Origin of the sequence: uncultured Polaribacter sp. (assembly GCF_947495205.1) — a bacterium.
Lineage (GTDB): Bacteria > Bacteroidota > Bacteroidia > Flavobacteriales > Flavobacteriaceae > Polaribacter.
Window position 1 is genome coordinate 30,495 of record NZ_CANLXV010000011.1, and the last position, 17,014, is coordinate 47,508.

The following is a 17,014-nucleotide window of genomic DNA, read 5'->3' on the forward strand; positions in this document are numbered from 1 at the left end:
TATACGCAGCACTAGTTTTAGTACTTTTTTTTTATTTTTCTAAATGATGTAAATGAATTTCAGTTTCAATTTCTGCAAATTGTCTAAACATTTCCATAACGCCACAATATTTTGTTACCGATAAATTTACAGCTTTTTGAATTTTTTCTGGTTTTAAATCTGCATCCGTAAAATGATAATCTACTTTTACTTTATTGTAAAATTTAGGATGTTCATCTGTTAACTCTGCAGTAACTTCAATTTTAAAATCGGCAACTTCTGCACGCATTTTTTCAAGTAAAGAAACAACATCTAAACCAGAACAACCTGCCAAAGAAGATAACATTAATGCTTTAGGTGCAAAACCAACTGTATCTCCATTATCTTGAGATTTGTCAAACATTGTAAATTTGTGTCCACTGGGGTTGTTGCTTTCAAAATGAGAATTTCCTGTCCAAACTGTACTAATTATATTTTTTACCATGATTATATTTTTATTTATATTGACGTCTTAATTTTTACGCTATTACAAAAGTAAACAATATATAATATAAAAATATGGCATTAGTATCACCTTTAAGTGCAGAACACGATTTAGAAACCAAAGAATTGGCAACGTTTTTTAATGAAACTTTGGGTTTTTGTCCAAATTCTGTACTAACCATGCAAAGAAGACCCGCAATTTCTAAAGCATTTATTAATTTAAACAAAGCGGTTATGGCAAATGAAGGCAACGTTACATCTGCTTTAAAAAGAATGATTGCTTGGGTTTCTAGTAACGCTACAGGTTGCAGGTATTGTCAGGCCCATGCAATTAGAGCTGCAGAACGTTATGGAGCAGAGCAGGAGCAATTAGATAATATTTGGGATTATAAAACACACCCAGCTTTTTCTAATGCAGAAAGAGCTGCTTTAGATTTTTCTTTAGCAGCATCTATGGTGCCAAATGCCGTAAATGCCGAAATAAAAAAAGAATTGTACAAATATTGGGACGAAGGCGAAATTGTAGAAATGTTAGGTGTAATTTCTTTATTTGGATATTTAAATAGATGGAACGATTCTATGGGAACAACTATGGAAGAAGGCGCTGTAGAAAGTGGAAACCAATATTTAGGAAAACATGGTTTTGAGGTTGGAAAACACGATGGCTCTAAATACTAACAGAGCTTTTTTAATATTTAAAAACCACGCTTTTTTTTAGCGTGGTTTCTTGTTTTTATAAAATTACTTTATTTTAGTAATGTCGTAGAAAAGCTATTTTAACTCTAAAGCTTTCCCCTCAAAAGACAAACCTTCAAAACCAAATTGCATAAAATTTCTAATATTTTGATGTGAAGTTCCGTTTTTGTCTTCTAAAACATTTTGGTAATGTTCACCAAAACAAAATAGGGTTTCTTCTTTAGATAACTGTTCTAATTTTGCAAAAGCAAATACTTTACAAGAGCCAGAATTTTCTCCACTATTATTTCTTATTTCACCATTTGTAAAAGTCGTTGGCGTGAAATTGTAATTGTCTTCTATAATTTGCATGGTTTCTGCAAAAGCTATTGTTGTTGGATTTTCTTGTATTTTATTTTTGAAGTCTTGTAGTGTCATGTATAAAAATTGTAAAATGATGTATTAATTGTTTAGTTGAAAAAACTACCATAAATGGTGTACTTCTTTTTTAATAAAAGAATCGTAAATATTTTTAACTTGTGCTAGTTGTTCTTTGGAAATAGAATTTGCTTTATTGGTGTTTAGGTTGGCTAATAATTGATCTGTACTAGATGCACCAGGAATTACACAGCTAACTTCGTTAAAAGATAAAATCCATTGTAAGGCTTTATGCACAAGATTTTCATCCTCATTAAAAATTGTTTTTAGTTCTGCCACAGCCTGTAAACCTAAATTATAATCTATTCCAGAAAAGGTTTCTCCTTTATCAAAAGCAGCGCCATCTCTATTAAAAAAACGATGATCTTCTTTGTTAAAAGTAGTAGCTGTATTAAATTTTCCAGTTAACAAACCACTTGCTAAGGGAACACGCGCAATAATTCCCACATTTTTTTTGTTAGCTTCTTTAAAAAAAAGTTCACTTGGTTTTTGACGAAACATATTAAAAATAATTTGCACAGTACTTACGCCATTATATTCAATCGCTTTTAAAGCTTCTGCTACTTTTTCTACGCTTACTCCGTAATTTTTAATTTTACCTTCTTTTGTTAAATCATCAAATAAACCAAAAATTTCTGGACGATTGTAAACTGCTGTTGGCGGGCAATGTAGTTGAATTAAATCTATGCTATCTACGCCTAAATTTGTTAAACTATTTTCTACAAATTTTCTTAAAGCTGCAGTTGTGTATGCAGCATCTGTATGCGGATTCAATTGGCGGCCACATTTTGTGGCAATATATACTTCTTGGCTACTAGAACGAACAATTTCTCCAACTACTTTTTCGCTTAAACCAGCGCTATAAACATCTGCAGTATCTATAAAATTAACCCCTTTATCTATGGCAGTTTTAATAATGTTTTCTGCATTTTTAAAACTAAAATCACTTCCCCATTTGCCACCAACTTGCCAAGTTCCTAGACTTATTTCTGAAATTTCTAAATTGGTTTTACCTAGTTTTCTGTAGTTCATTTTTTAATTATTGGGATGATTACTGTTTTGTAATTAAAAATAGTAAGATTTTTTTAATTCGATTTTTAAATGATTCTAATATTTAGAGCTTTGCAAAAATAAATAATTAGTGTTTATGATTTATTTTTAAAAAATAAATCGACTTATTTCTTCCCTTCAACAATAACCACAATCTCACCTTTTGGTGCTTTTTTAGTGAAATGCGCTAAAACTTCTGTTGCAGTTCCTCTAATGGTTTCTTCAAACATTTTTGTAAGTTCTCTAGAAACAGAAACTTGTCTTTCTGCACCAAAATACTCTATAAAATGGCCTAATGTTTTTACCAATTTATGAGGCGATTCATACAAAATCATGGTTCTTTTTTCTTCTGCCAATAATAAAAACCGTGTTTGACGTCCCTTTTTTACGGGTAAAAAACCTTCAAAAACAAATTTATCGTTTGGCAAACCAGAATTTACCAAAGCTGGCACAAACGCAGTTGCACCCGGTAAACAATCAACTTCAATATTATTTTCTACACAAGCTCTAGTTAACAAAAAACCAGGATCTGAAATGGCAGGAGTTCCAGCATCAGAAATTAAGGCGCAACTTTCTCCGTTTTTTATTCTTTGCACAACTCCTTTTACAGATTTATGCTCATTATGCATGTGATGACTGTGCATTTGTGTAGCAATCTCAAAATGCTTTAATAGTTTACCACTGGTTCTAGTGTCTTCTGCTAAAATAAAATCTACTTCTTTTAGAATACGAATGGCTCTAAAAGTAATGTCTTCTAAATTACCAATTGGCGTGGGAACAATGTATAGTTTACTCATTAATTTTAGTTTTTTGTTGTTGGTTGGTGGTTTTTGATTGTTGTGAAAAAACCATTAACTATAAACCACCAACCAATTTAAATTTCTTCATATTCTTCTACAGTAATATCTGCAACAACATCTCCTGTGTGTTTTGTAGAAAGTGGTTCAAATAACAAAATGTGTACTTCTTCTTTTGCAACAGGTTTGTGTGCTACACCTTTAGGTACAATGTAAAATTCGCCTTCATTTATAGTGATGATTTCATTGCGCAAATGCATTTCTAAAACACCTTTTTGTACCATAAAAAGCTCGTCTTCATTATCGTGTTTATGAAAAACGAATTCGCCTTTTATTTTTGCCAATAAAATTTGTTGTCCGTTTAACTCGCCAATTTTTTTTGGTGACCACTGATCTTCAAATAAATTGAATTTTTCTTGAATGTTAATTACGCTCATGCAATGTTTTTAAATTAGTCAAAATCATCAAAATCATCAAATTCGTCATTTGAATTGCTATAATTGCTTTTTCCGAAAATTATTATAATAATGGCGATTGCTATAAAAATGATTGGAAAATAATCTTGAAACATTTTTCTTATTTGTACAAATTTACAAAGAATTAGACGGATTTTGCGTTACCGATTGCAGCAATTGTTTGAGCTCTTTTTTATTCTTTTTCAGAATAAAAAAAGCGAGTGCGAAAAGCGGGGTATTTCTGATAAGAAATGAACGCCCAAAAAACTATTTTTCTAATGATTTTGATTAAATTTGCGCGAAGTTCTGAAACAAATTCAGGATTATAGAAACGTAATAAAGATTCTGAATTAATTTCAGAATTGCAAATTTTCAATTTGTATGTATAGAAGTCATTCTTGTGGCGAGTTAAACGCAACACACATAAATAAAGAGGTAACCTTAGCAGGTTGGGTACAAAAATCTAGAGATAAGGGTTTTATAATTTGGGTAGATTTAAGAGATCGTTATGGAATTACGCAACTTATTTTTGATGAAGAGCGCACGCCAGCAACAATTATGGAAAAAGCAAAGTCTCTTGGAAGAGAATTTGTAATACAGGTTACTGGTACTGTAATTGAGCGTGAATCTAAAAGTACAAAATTAGCAACTGGCGCAATTGAGGTTTTAGTGTCTCAATTAGAGATTTTAAATGAAGCAATTACGCCACCTTTTACTATTGAAGATGAAACGGATGGTGGAGAAGATATTAGGATGAAATATAGATATCTTGATATTCGTAGAAATCCTGTAAAAGACAGCTTAATTTTTCGTCATAAAGTGACAATGGAAGTTAGAAAATACCTTTCTGACCAAGAATTTATAGAAGTAGAAACGCCTTATTTAATAAAATCTACACCAGAAGGTGCTAGAGATTTTGTGGTGCCAAGTAGAATGAATGAAGGTCAGTTTTATGCTTTGCCACAAAGTCCACAAACGTTTAAGCAGCTGTTGATGGTTGGTGGAATGGATAAATACTTCCAAATTGTAAAGTGTTTTAGAGATGAAGATTTACGTGCAGACAGACAGCCAGAATTTACACAAATAGATTGTGAAATGGCGTTTGTTGAGCAAGAAGATATTTTAAATATTTTTGAAGGTTTAACGCGTCATTTATTAAAAGAAGTAAATGGAGTAGAGGTGGAAAAATTTCCAAGAATGTTGTATGATGATGCTATGCGTTTGTATGGAAATGACAAGCCAGATATTAGATTTGGAATGGAGTTTGCCGAATTAAATGCAGTTACACAACACAAAGATTTTGGTGTTTTTAATAGCGCAGAATTGGTGGTTGGTATTGCTGTTCCTAGAGGAAATTCTTACACAAGAAAAGAAATAGACAATATTATTAAATGGGTAAAGCGTCCGCAAGTTGGTGCTTTAGGAATGATTTATTGTAGAGTAAATGAAGACGGAACTTTTAAATCTTCTGTAGATAAATTTTACGATCAAGAAGATTTGGCAAAATGGGTAGCAGCTACCAATGCTAAACCTGGCGATTTGGTTTGTGTTTTATCTGGTGAAACCAATAAAGTAAGAACACAAATGTCTGCTTTACGTATGGAGTTGGCAGAACGTTTAGGATTAAGAGATCCAAAAGTTTTTGCACCACTTTGGGTAATTGATTTTCCTTTGTTAGAATTAGATGAAGAAACGGGTCATTATCATGCAATGCATCACCCGTTTACATCACCAAAACCTGGACAATTAGAGTTGCTAGATACCAAACCAGGAGAAGTAAAAGCTAACGCTTACGATTTGGTTTTAAACGGAAACGAAATTGGTGGAGGTTCTATTAGAATTCATGATAAAGCAACACAAGCAACCATGTTAAAGCATTTAGGTTTTTCTGAAGATGAAGCTAGAAAACAATTTGGTTTTTTAATGGATGCTTTTGAGTATGGTGCACCACCTCATGGAGGTTTGGCTTTTGGTTTAGATAGGTTGGTTGCTATTTTAGGAGGTCAAGAAACCATTCGTGATTTTATTGCGTTTCCAAAAAACAATTCTGGACGTGATGTTATGATAGATGCACCTGCTTTTATTGATGATGTACAATTGACAGAATTGAGTTTGAAATTGGATATTAAAGAATAAAAAATATTTTGTAAATAATTAGACCTCACAGATTTTTTAAAGCCTGTGAGGTCTTTTTTGTTTTAGAAAATTTATTACTTTTAAGCTATGAAAAAATTAACCGTAATTTTATTACTCTTTACTTCAGTAATTACACTTTCTCAAGAAATCACAGGAGATGAGTTGTTAGTGAAATCCATACAATTTCATGATCCAAATCATAATTGGGAAACCTTTAAAGGAGAACTTTTTGTAACTATGGAAACCCCAAATCGTTCGCCAAGAAAAAGCAGAATTCGTATAAATTTACCCAAAGAATATTTTTTAGTAAAAGCAAAAAGAGATACCATTATTACAGCATATACAGTAAATAAAGGAGATTGCAGTTTCGCGATTAATGGAAATACAAATCCGTCTGAAGAATTAAAAAAGAAATATAGTTTAAATTGTGAGCGTGCAAAACTCTTTAAAAATTATTACACCTATTTATATGGTTTGCCAATGAAGTTGAAAGATGAAGGAACCATCATCAACCAAAAAGTAGAAAAAAGAAAATTTAAAGGAAAAGAATATTTGGTCTTAAAAGCAAGTTATACAAAAGAAGTAGGTAAAGATACTTGGTACTTTTATTTTAATCCAAAAACCTATGCTATGGAAGTATATCAGTTTTTTAAAGAAACAAAAAATAGTGGAGAATATATTATTTTGTCTGGTTTAGAAACTATAAACGGTATAAAAATGCCAAAAAATAGAGCTTGGTATTACAATAAAGACAATGGTTATTTAGGAACCGATATTTTATCTGCAAAACAATAATTAAAAATTATTATGTCATTTCCAAAAGTATTTAAAGAAGCACTAAGTCATTTACCATCTAAAGAAAAAGATAAATTAATTTTACGGTTGCTAAAAAAAGATTTGGTTTTAGCAAATAGATTAATGTTTGAGTTGGTTAGCTCAAAAACAGTAGCGGAAAAAAGAGATGAATTGGAAACTTATATTTTAAATTTTATAGAAACAAGTGCTAAAGATGGATGTTTTTCTATTAGCTATTTAAATTGGGATGTTAGAGAATTAAGTGGTTTAATAAATGAGCATGTTAGCATTACAAAAGATAAATTTGGAGAAGCCTATTTAAATTTAGTAATGATAAATAAGGTTTTAGAAACGAATAAAGAATTTATTTTAAATAGTAGACCTCCAGCATCACGAAAAAAGTTTTGCATTGCAGTAATGGCTAGGGTTTTTAAAGTACTATTGATTATAAATAAACTAGATGATGATTTTCTAATAGAGTTTGAAGAAAATTTAAAGGCTTTAGGAAGTCTTATTACAGATAATAAGTTTTTAATAGAAGAAGCAATAAGAAACGGTTTAGATGTAAATTGGTTATTACTTCCAGAAATACCAGAAGATATAGCAGTAATTCATAAAGAAATTCGCGCAAATGGATTTTTGAAATACCATAAAAAAAGGTATTAAAAAAAAACATTTCCCATCAAGTGAAAAGTAGTTAAAAAGTTTCAAAGATTTCTCCATAAAGTCCAAATGACAGAGGATTCTATTTTAACAGAAAAAAACAAATGCCAACAAAAAATAAAATACTAAAAAAGGTTTTAATTTGGAGATATAAAAACATCTCTGAACGCCAGTTTGTATATATTTTAAGCATTCTTGTTGGTTTTTTAGCAGGTCTTGGAACCGTTATTTTAAAAAACGTAACACATGCTTTTCAACTTCTTTTGGCAGTAGATTTTTTAAAAGAATCTAAAAGTTCTTTGTATTTTATTTTTCCAATAATTGGCTTGTTAATTGTAGCAATTATTAAGAAAACATGGTTAAAAAAGCATATTGGTCATGGAATTTCTACTACGTTATATGCTATTTCTAAACGAAAAGGAATTATACCCAAATACAATATGTATGCATCTTTACTTACAGCGCCTTTAACTGTTGGTTTTGGTGGTTCTGTTGGGTTGCAAGGGCCAGCAGTAAGTGCTGGTACAGCTTTGGCGTCTTATACGGCGCGTTTTTTTCACATGAATACCAAAACCAGAATGTTACTTATTGGTTGTGCAACTGCGGGTGCAATGTCTTCTATGTTTAAAGCGCCAATTGCAGGTATTGTTTTTGCATTAGAAGTATTTAGTTTAGACATTGCCTTTGTGTCTCTTGTACCTTTATTATTAGCCTCTGTTGCAGCAATTATTACCTCTTATTTTTTCTTAGGTTCAGATGTTTTGTTGGGTTTTGAGTTAAATGATAAATTTCAAATAAGTGAAATAGGTTTTTACGCCATTTTCGGCATTTTTACAGGCATTATTTCTGTTTATTTTTCGGTTGTTTATTTTGCCATTAGAAAATTCTTTTATCAATTTAAAAACCGTTTTGTAAGACTTATTATAGGAAGTATAATTATTGGTTTTATCCTGTATTTAATGCCTTCTTTATATGGAGAAGGATATGGTTTAATAAATAATTTACTAAAAGGAAAGCACATTGCAGCCATTGGCAACACACCCTTTTCTTTTGATGCTACAAATATTTGGATTGTAATTGTACTCTTATTATTAATCACCTTTTTTAAGGCAATTGCCATGAGCACAACTTTTGGAGCAGGTGGTGTTGGTGGTATTTTTATACCCACTTTGGTTATGGGAAGTGCACTTGGAAATGCTTTTGGTAAAATTATTAATAATTTAGGTTTAGGTTTTCAAGTTTCTGAAGCCAATTTTACATTAATTGGCATGACAGGTTTAATGGCAGGTGTTTTACATGCACCCTTAACAGCCATTTTTTTAATTGCAGAAATTACTGGAGGTTACGATTTATTTGTGCCTTTAATGTTGGTAGCTGCCATTTCTTTCTCATTTACCAAATATTTTATTTCCAACTCTATTTACACTTATAAACTAGCTCAAAGAGGCGAACTTATTACACACAATAAAGATAAAAATGTAATGATGATGCTGCAGATAGATGAACTTATAGAAACAAATTTTAAAGCTGTTTATCCAGAAATGTTGTTGGGAGATATGCTAAAAAAAGCAGTAGCCAAATCTACCAGAAACATTTTTCCTGTTTTAAGTAAGCAAAAACAATTTTTGGGCATTATTTTATTAGATGATATTAGATCTATAATGTTTGATTCTGAAATGTACAAAACAGTTACTGTGGGTACTTTTATGAAAGCAGCTCCAGAAATTATTTTTCACAACGATTCTGTAGCGCAAGTTATGCAAAAATTTAAAGAAAGTGGCGCTTGGAATTTACCAGTTGTTAAAGACGAAAAATATGTAGGTTTTATTTCTAAATCCAAACTTTTAACAGCGTATAGAAATAAATTAATAGAGGTAACTTCTTAATGTTTTTAGAAGCTATTTCCAGCTTTCAGCACTCGCTTTTTTGCCAAGAAAAATGGCAAAAAGAGCTCAAACAAATGCTTCAATCTGGGCTAAACCAGTTTGCCAACTATTTGCAACTTAAGCACCCCAATCTTCTTGTATAGAAATAAGTTCTTTTTGAGATTTTAGTAAAGGCTTTTGGTTGGTAACACCTGTTTTTAAACACGTAAAAATTAGAAAAACAGTTTCTAAATCTGTAGTATCTTTTAGTAAAAGATTGCTGGTATTTTCTTCTTTAGATTCTAGAAAACCATCGTTAAATTCTGCTATTTTTACACCGTTTTTTAAAACAGATTTTTTCTTGTAATAATGAATTTTAACCTCAAAGATATCTTCATTTAGCGCTAATTTAAATAAAGAATTTTGTTTGTTTTGGCTGTTTAAAAAAAAAGTTTCTTTCTGTTTATTTGTAATTTTATAAGAAGTTTTCCATTGCCAAAACTTAAATTTTTTAATAATTTTATAGCTAACTTTATTTTTGTCGCTATAAATTTCTGAAGAAGTCTTACCAAATTCTAAAAACCAACTTGCAGTTTGTAATAGTTGATTATTAGCGTTGTATAATTTAAAATTATTAGTAGCGTGGTCTATTTTGTAAACTAATTTTGCCATATTATTTTTGCGAATTTAAAAAATTAATCATTAAATCTGGGAAATCTGTAAAAGCACCATCAACATTTGCTTCAATTAAAAGGATTTGCATCATCTCTTTAAAAGACGTAAACTCATCTAATTGATCTGCTCTAAATGTGTAAGGATGCACTTGTAAACCTAATTTATGCGCATTAGCAACTAAAGCGTTAAATTGCCATTTTCCCGAAACTTTTTTGTCTAAAATTTGTTTGTACCAAGGTCCAATACCGTTGGCATAAGTTGCAAAATGGGCAAAGTTTTTTGTTTCTTTTTCAAACTCTATCAATTGTACTAAGAACAAATCACATTTTAATTCCTTACGAATACGTTCTAATTCTTTGGCATCAAAACATTGCAAAATACAGTTGTCTTCTTTAGTGGTATAGCCATAATCAGCTAATGTTTTTAACACGATTTCTGTAAGTTTTTTACCTTCTTTTTTATGAAATTTAGGTTCTTTAATTTCAGGATAAATACCAATATTTTTACCTGTGCTTTTGTTTAAATTTTGTATCAATTCTATTTCTTCTGCAAAAGAATGCAATTTAAAACTACCTTTTCCTTTAGGAAATCTGCCAGGGTAAAACTGTTTGCCCGTTTTAGGATTAAAACGTTCTGTAACTTTTAGTGTTTTTAACTCTTCAAAAGTAAAATCAATTACATAATACCTGCCATCTTTTCTTTTTCTATTTGCAAATTTTTTAGCAACATCTGTAACATCATCCAAATAAATATCATGTATTACAATAGGTACATCGTCTTTACTTAGCACCAAATCTTGTTCAATAAAATTAGGATTCATGGCAAAAGCCATTGCTTTAGATTCCATGGTATGTTCAGGCAAATAACCAGAAGCGCCTCTATGAGCAATAACTATTTTCTTTTTCATGTTTTTCGAATTTATTTTAATAGACTTACAGGAAATTAATAAGAATCCAACACACAGTAAATAAATTAATTTCATTTTAAGAATCTATGATAATTTTTTTAAACAACTTTAAAAGTAAAGATATACTTTTTGTAATTTTGTAACATGAAATTAGCATTAAAAATACTTTTTATAATTTTTTTAGTTTGGGTGTCTGTAGGTTTTTATCTGATTAATACAGGGCACGAAAAAGCACAAATTGTTATGGGGCTTAGTGTTTTGTATTTATCGTTTATTTTTATGCCCATTTTTATTTATCATAGATATAAAGATGGTAAGTATAAAAAATACATTTTAGATGATGAGAAATTAAGAAAAGCATTTAAGCAACAAGGTAAGAAATGATTTTATTTTAAATAAGTTACTAAAAAAGGTAAAACATTTGATACGCTATGAAATAAAATTGGTAACAATAAACTTTTTGTTTTTATAGCTATCCAGCCCCAAATAAAACCATAAAAAAAAGTTTTTACAAAAACATAACTATTAAAATAGAAATCTAAATTTATTTCTATTTTTAATGAATGTATTAGTCCAAAGAGAATAGATGTAACCAAAATTACAGGATTTATTTTTGATAAGAAAATCGTTTTTTTCTTGTTTAAAATAGTTGAAAAAAGCCCAATTAATACTCCTCTATAAGCTATTTCTTCATCTAAACTGGGCATTAAAATTTGATATATTAATTTCTCATTTTCCCATATTTTATATTCTCTTTGTAAACCATCTAAAATTGCTATAAATAACAAGCATATTAGTATGGGTATAACCTTAATGAATGATTTTTTTTCGGTTTTTAATTTTACATAATTATATTTTTGAAATCTATGTTTGAAAACTAAAATGAAAATGATAGAGAATAAAATTGAGTATAATTTCCCAGAAAAATTCCAGTAAGTTTCTGTAAAATTAAAGAATTCAAATTGTAAAGGAAGTATTAGTAAAACAGACGAGGATAAAAAGAAGACAACAATTAAAATCAAGTTTTCAACTTTTTTTTTGTTAAGGTTTTCTACAAAAATTAAGGAAAAAAGACATGTAATTATAATATGTGAAGAAGTAGTAACTATTTGATTTATCATTTAGTCTTTCTTTTTTAAAAACGTATAAACAGGAAAATGATCTGAAAAACCACCTTGATACCAAGGGCCAATATAAGTTCTAAACGGACTTCCTTTTAATTTTCCTTTAAAAATTTTCAGCCATTTTTTATTAAAAACTTCGGCATGTTTAAAATACAGTTTACCTTCTTTTTTCTCTTTAAAATTTTCAGAAAATAAAATTTGGTCAAATAAATTCCATTTACCATTATACGTTAATGTTCCTGTACTTTCTTTATTCCAAAGACTAAGCATAGGATTTATAAAGCCAGCATTTTCTATCAATTTTACACTTTTATTGGTTGGGTCGTCATTAAAATCTCCCATAACAATAATTTTGGCATCAACATTTTGCGCTCTAATTTGTGCAACAATGCTTTTTACTGTTTCTGCAGCAATAATTCTTTTAGGTTCTGTTTCTAGCTGTCCTGCTCTTCTAGAAGACCAGTGATTTACTAAAATATGCACAAGCTCTCCATGCAGATTTCCAACAACTTCTAAAATATCTCTGGTATAATCTCTTTTCCCTTCTTCGGTTTTTAAATAAACAGGATGTGTTTTAGACTCTAAATATTCAAAAAAATGTTTGTTGTATAACAATGCAACATCAATTCCTCTTTCATCTGGCGAATCGTAATGTGCAAAACCATAAGGAAATTTTCGCAAATTGGTAGAGTTCACAATGTCTTCAACTACGGTGGCGTTTTCAACTTCTACCAAACCCACAATTGCTGGCGGGTATTTAGATTTATTTAACCCTAATTGTGAAATTACAGAGCCTAATTTTTTAATTTTATCTCGGTAACGTTTGTTATTCCATTTTTTCTTTCCTTTTTCTGTAAAAGCATCATCAAAAGTATTTGGGTTGTCTTTTGTGTCAAATAAATTCTCTACGTTATAAAAGCCAATAGTGGTTATTTTATCACTTTGTTTTTTAGAAGAAATAAATGGGAACATAAATTGTGTTTAGAGGTTAAAAGTAAGTAAAAATAATTCATCTTTTTAGTTTGTATAGTATTAAGTTAAATTAGTGTTATTTAAAAATTGTGGCAGCTGTTTACAATATGGCTTCTGGTAAAGTACAATTTATATAAGATAAGTTAGTTTGGTTGATTAATTTTAGTTGGCATTTAAAATTACAAAATTTTTATGCCATCTTTTATTTAACGTAAAAAAAATAATTTATTAACCTAGGTTTATTTGCGTAGTAATTTTTCAAAATGTAAATTTGCAATGCAAAAAACGTAGTAAACTTTTTGTATTTGAATTGATAAAATAGAACCTGAACATTTTGTTCAGGTTTTTTTGTGCTATTTACAATTTAAAACTTCGTATTTTTGTACTCTATGATAGACGCAAAAGAGGCCATTTCCGAAAAAGCCGTTTTAATTGGTATAATTACACAACAACAGAATGAAGCAAAATCTGAAGAATATTTAGATGAATTGCAATTTTTAACAGAAACTGCTGGTGGTGTGCCAGTAAAACGCTTTGTTCAAAAAATGGACAAACCCAACCCTAAAACATTTTTAGGAGCAGGAAAGTTAGATGAAGTAAAATCTTATATAGAAACAAAGGGCATAGGAACTGCTATTTTTGATGACGAACTATCTCCAGCGCAATTAAGAAATATTGAGAAAATTTTAGATTGTAAAATTTTAGATAGAACCAATTTAATACTAGATATTTTTGCGCAAAGAGCCCAAACAAGCTCTGCAAAAACACAAGTAGAATTGGCACAATGCCAATATTTATTGCCACGTTTAACAAGACTTTGGACACACTTAGACAAACAAAAAGGTGGTATTGGAATGCGTGGCCCAGGAGAAACAGAAATAGAAACAGATAGACGTATTATTAACGACAAAATTGTGTTGTTAAAAAAGAAATTAAAAACCATAGACAAGCAAATGGCGGTTCAAAGAAAAAACCGTGGTAAAATGGTGCGTGTTGCTTTGGTAGGTTATACCAATGTTGGTAAATCTACCTTAATGAATGTAATTAGTAAAAGCGATGTTTTTGCAGAAAATAAATTATTTGCAACTTTAGATACCACTGTTAGAAAAGTGGTTATTAAAAATATTCCTTTTTTAATGACAGACACTGTTGGTTTTATTAGAAAACTACCAACACAATTGGTAGAATCTTTTAAATCTACTTTAGATGAAGTTAGAGAAGCAGATTTGTTGTTGCATGTGGTAGATATTTCTCACCCAAATTTCGAAGATCACATAGCTTCTGTAAATAGTATTTTAAATGATATTAAATGTGCAGACAAGCCTACTTTAATGGTTTTTAATAAAATAGACGCTTATCAACATGAAACCATTGCTGCAGATGATTTAGAAACTGAAAGAACCAAAGAGCATTATACTTTACAAGATTGGCAAAAAACTTGGATGAACAAAAATGACGTTCAATCTATATTTATCTCTGCCTTAAATAAAGAAAATCTAAATGATTTTAAAGAAACTACTTATGAGGAAGTAAAGAAAATTCACATACAGCGTTTTCCTTATAACGACTTTTTGTATTATGAATATAAAGAAGAAGCGTAGCCAATTTATTTTTAGGGCGTTTTAACGGGCTTTCCGTACTCGCTTTGCACTTAAAAAAAGTGCAAGAGCTCAAAAACAATACTGCAATCCCTAACGCAATTGGGTTAAGACAATTCTATATATAAAGAAACCAACAATAAATTTAATTTTTAAAATATTTATTTGGTTGCCTTATGTTAGATAAATTTATTCTTTTTTATCCTCAATAATTCCCATTTTTTTTGCTCTACTTTCCCAAGATTTTCTAGCATAAGATTGTAGGTCTGTAATTTTATCAGATTCGTCTACAATTTCTAAACCAAGTAAAGTTTCTATAACATCTTCTTGAGAAACCAAACCGCTTACAGAGCCATATTCATCTACAACTAAAGCAATATGTTCTTTTACTTTAATTAGTTCATCAAATAAATCTGCAATAGATAAATCTCTATTGGTAACCGTAATGTTTCTTTTAATACTTGCTAATTTTTCAGATCCTTTATTTTTAACTAAAGCTTCTAACAAATTATTTTTTAAAAAATAACCTGTAATTTCATCTGGGTTTTCTGCAAAAACGGGGATTCTAGAAAATCGTAAGTTTTTATGTGTTTCATAAAATTCTTGTATCGTTAAATTTTCATCAGCAATTTCTATGACAGACCTTGGTGTCATTACATCATTTACCTTAATTTGTTTAAAACCAAGCATATTGCGTATTACTTTACTTTCGTTTTTGTGAAAAACACCATCTTTTTCTGCCATTTCTGTCATTACTAAAAAGCTTTCTCTACTTAAAACGCTACCATGTCCTTTTCCTCCAATTAATTTTGTTGTCAATTGTAAAACCCATAAAATTCCCGTTATTTTTAAAGGGAAAATCATAATTTTTAAGGCCTTAGATGTAAAGTTTGCCAATTGTTTCCAATAAGTTGCACCTATGGTTTTAGGTATAATTTCTGAGGCAACTAAAATTAAAATAGTCATTATGGTAGAAACTACACCAACCATTACATCTTCTGTAATACGCAAACCTAAAATAGTTTTTTCTACACTACCGTACATTTCTGCATAGGCAACTTTAGCTTGCACACCAACTAAAATAGCACCAACTGTATGCGCAATTGTATTTATGGTTAAAATAGCAATTAATGGTTTATCTACATCTTTTTTTAAAGTTTCTAAACTATCAGCATATGCTTCTTTTTCACTTTTTTTAAGGTTGATAAATGTTGGCGTAATACTTAATAAAACCGCTTCTAATATAGAACATAGAAAAGAGAAAAATATAGAAATGGTAGCGTAAATTATTAATAAGGTCATAAAGGAAAATTAGATGGTAAAAATAACAAAAATATAGGATATTAACTTTGTGTATTTGTTTTAAAAATAAGCTTTTGTTAGAAATTAGTTAATCATTTTATAGATTTGTTGTTTTTTTGAATAAAAAAACCTCAAAAAATAGTTTTTGAGGTTTTTGTGTTTTTGATAAATTATTACTTATAGAGAATAATTTATACCAAATAACCAGTAAGATTGTGTTTGATTATCTGCTTCATTTAAAGAAACTCCTTGAAAGTTAGCAGCTTCCTGTCTGTTGCCTCTTAAACCAAATTCAAAACCTAAACCAATGCCTTTGTAAAGCGTATAGCCAAAAGAGTTTGTCCAAGTCCAGTTAGATAGGTTAGAAGATTCATAACTTTGAAAAAGAGATAAGTTAGATTTTACACTTAAACCTTTGTATTTGTTTGTGTAGTCTGCTACTACTTTTGCACCTAAAGAAGATTCAAAAACAGTGTCTCCAGAACTAAATACAAAATTGTAGTTACCAGGATGCATTACAACTACTAAATGGCTTGTTGGTGTCCAAGTAAAACCAGCACCTAAATCTAAATAACCAGGGTTGTTAAAATTGTCTATAATTGTTGTTCTGTATTCTCCTAATGCAGATACAGCCCATTTTTTACTAATATTTCTACCATATAAAGAAGTAATACTAAATACATCTGTAGCAGCTTCAAAATCTTCATCTCCAGTAATTACTTTATTATCTAATTTTACCCAACCTAAATTAATATTTGCAGAATTTCTCCAGAAGAATTTATCTTCTATTAAGTTTGCAAAACCATTAACAGTTACACCTATGTTTCCTGCAGAAGCATCTGGTGCAGTTCTTGCATACCAGTTGTTAAAGCCAGATAAGCTTGCACCAACGGTACCAAATGCGCCTTTTCTCCAACCAGGTAAAGCATCTAATTTGGCTTGTATCCCGTTAGCTTCTCCTTGTAATTTACCAATAGTAGCTTTTTTTTCTCCTAATTCTTTTGTTAATTCTTCTTTTGTTTGTGCTAGTGTTGTAATGCTAGTAAAAACTAAAAGTAATAAGATTGATAATTTTTTCATTTTGTTAATTTTATATTTTT

At 29.8% G+C, this 17,014-nt stretch carries 18 protein-coding genes; 7 read left to right on the forward strand and 11 right to left on the reverse strand.

The window, feature by feature from the left end; genetic code table 11:
• Positions 1–31: 31 nt before the first annotated feature.
• The gene (locus tag Q0762_RS11170) at positions 32–463 is read right to left on the reverse strand and encodes an OsmC family protein (RefSeq protein ID WP_298766949.1); all 432 of its coding nucleotides are present in this window, start codon (positions 461–463) and stop codon (positions 32–34) included.
• A 74-nt stretch (positions 464–537) separates the two neighbouring features.
• On the opposite strand from Q0762_RS11170, the gene Q0762_RS11175 reads away from it, so the two are divergent.
• Positions 538–1,140: a carboxymuconolactone decarboxylase family protein gene (locus Q0762_RS11175; protein WP_298766951.1), complete on the forward strand. Its 603-nt coding sequence runs from the start codon at positions 538–540 to the stop codon at positions 1,138–1,140.
• Positions 1,141–1,233: 93 nt separating this feature from the next.
• Here Q0762_RS11175 and Q0762_RS11180 read toward each other — a convergent pair whose 3' ends face one another.
• The 4 genes from Q0762_RS11180 to Q0762_RS11195 all read right to left on the reverse strand — a co-directional run bounded on the left by Q0762_RS11180 (position 1,234) and on the right by Q0762_RS11195 (position 3,859).
• Entirely contained in the window at positions 1,234–1,575 is a 342-nt protein-coding gene (locus Q0762_RS11180) for a HopJ type III effector protein (protein ID WP_298766953.1), read from the reverse strand.
• Positions 1,576–1,620: 45 nt separating this feature from the next.
• On the reverse strand, positions 1,621–2,607 hold the full coding sequence (locus Q0762_RS11185) for an aldo/keto reductase (RefSeq protein WP_298766955.1): 987 nt from the start codon (positions 2,605–2,607) through the stop codon (positions 1,621–1,623).
• 143 nt (positions 2,608–2,750) lie between these two features.
• Positions 2,751–3,422 carry a 16S rRNA (cytidine(1402)-2'-O)-methyltransferase gene (rsmI, locus tag Q0762_RS11190; protein WP_298766957.1) on the reverse strand — a complete coding sequence of 224 codons (672 nt, stop codon included), beginning with the start codon at positions 3,420–3,422 and terminating at the stop codon, positions 2,751–2,753.
• 77 nt (positions 3,423–3,499) lie between these two features.
• The gene (locus Q0762_RS11195) at positions 3,500–3,859 is read right to left on the reverse strand and encodes a cupin domain-containing protein (RefSeq protein WP_298766959.1); all 360 of its coding nucleotides are present in this window, start codon (positions 3,857–3,859) and stop codon (positions 3,500–3,502) included.
• A gap of 399 nt (positions 3,860–4,258) precedes the next feature.
• Here Q0762_RS11195 and aspS point away from each other — a divergent pair, with 399 nt between their 5' ends.
• The 4 genes from aspS (at position 4,259) to Q0762_RS11215 (ending at position 9,357) form a co-directional block, all read left to right on the forward strand.
• Entirely contained in the window at positions 4,259–6,013 is a 1,755-nt protein-coding gene (gene aspS, locus Q0762_RS11200) for an aspartate--tRNA ligase (protein ID WP_298766960.1), read from the forward strand.
• Between the two features lie 87 nt (positions 6,014–6,100).
• Positions 6,101–6,808 (forward strand): DUF6503 family protein, encoded by a 708-nt coding sequence (locus Q0762_RS11205; protein WP_298766962.1) that lies wholly within the window; start codon positions 6,101–6,103, stop codon positions 6,806–6,808.
• 12 nt (positions 6,809–6,820) lie between these two features.
• Positions 6,821–7,474: a hypothetical protein gene (locus tag Q0762_RS11210; protein WP_298766964.1), complete on the forward strand. Its 654-nt coding sequence runs from the start codon at positions 6,821–6,823 to the stop codon at positions 7,472–7,474.
• Positions 7,475–7,575: 101 nt separating this feature from the next.
• Positions 7,576–9,357 carry a chloride channel protein gene (locus Q0762_RS11215; protein WP_298766966.1) on the forward strand — a complete coding sequence of 594 codons (1,782 nt, stop codon included), beginning with the start codon at positions 7,576–7,578 and terminating at the stop codon, positions 9,355–9,357.
• 117 nt (positions 9,358–9,474) lie between these two features.
• Here Q0762_RS11215 and Q0762_RS11220 read toward each other — a convergent pair whose 3' ends face one another.
• Both Q0762_RS11220 and glpQ read right to left on the reverse strand, forming a co-directional pair.
• On the reverse strand, positions 9,475–10,008 hold the full coding sequence (locus tag Q0762_RS11220) for a hypothetical protein (RefSeq protein WP_298766968.1): 534 nt from the start codon (positions 10,006–10,008) through the stop codon (positions 9,475–9,477).
• 1 nt (position 10,009) lies between these two features.
• On the reverse strand, positions 10,010–10,993 hold the full coding sequence (gene glpQ / locus Q0762_RS11225; RefSeq protein ID WP_298766970.1) for a glycerophosphodiester phosphodiesterase: 984 nt from the start codon (positions 10,991–10,993) through the stop codon (positions 10,010–10,012).
• 69 nt (positions 10,994–11,062) lie between these two features.
• Here glpQ and Q0762_RS11230 point away from each other — a divergent pair, with 69 nt between their 5' ends.
• Entirely contained in the window at positions 11,063–11,302 is a 240-nt protein-coding gene (locus tag Q0762_RS11230) for a hypothetical protein (protein ID WP_298766972.1), read from the forward strand.
• 2 nt (positions 11,303–11,304) lie between these two features.
• Here the strand turns inward: Q0762_RS11230 and Q0762_RS11235 are convergent, their stop codons facing one another.
• Both Q0762_RS11235 and Q0762_RS11240 read right to left on the reverse strand, forming a co-directional pair.
• The gene (locus Q0762_RS11235; protein ID WP_298766974.1) at positions 11,305–11,706 is read right to left on the reverse strand and encodes a CPBP family intramembrane glutamic endopeptidase; all 402 of its coding nucleotides are present in this window, start codon (positions 11,704–11,706) and stop codon (positions 11,305–11,307) included.
• Between the two features lie 333 nt (positions 11,707–12,039).
• A complete protein-coding gene (locus tag Q0762_RS11240) occupies positions 12,040–13,014 on the reverse strand; it encodes an endonuclease/exonuclease/phosphatase family protein (RefSeq protein WP_298766976.1) in 975 nt (324 codons plus the stop codon).
• A 389-nt stretch (positions 13,015–13,403) separates the two neighbouring features.
• Here Q0762_RS11240 and hflX point away from each other — a divergent pair, with 389 nt between their 5' ends.
• Positions 13,404–14,615, forward strand: coding sequence for a GTPase HflX (gene hflX, locus Q0762_RS11245; protein ID WP_298766978.1), 1,212 nt, complete (start codon positions 13,404–13,406; stop codon positions 14,613–14,615).
• A gap of 186 nt (positions 14,616–14,801) precedes the next feature.
• On the opposite strand, the gene Q0762_RS11250 is transcribed toward hflX, so the two are convergent.
• Together Q0762_RS11250 and Q0762_RS11255 are read right to left on the reverse strand one after the other, a co-directional pair.
• On the reverse strand, positions 14,802–15,914 hold the full coding sequence (locus Q0762_RS11250) for a CNNM domain-containing protein (protein ID WP_298766980.1): 1,113 nt from the start codon (positions 15,912–15,914) through the stop codon (positions 14,802–14,804).
• A 177-nt stretch (positions 15,915–16,091) separates the two neighbouring features.
• The gene (locus tag Q0762_RS11255) at positions 16,092–16,994 is read right to left on the reverse strand and encodes a DUF3078 domain-containing protein (RefSeq protein WP_298766982.1); all 903 of its coding nucleotides are present in this window, start codon (positions 16,992–16,994) and stop codon (positions 16,092–16,094) included.
• Between the last annotated feature and the right edge of the window lie 20 nt (positions 16,995–17,014).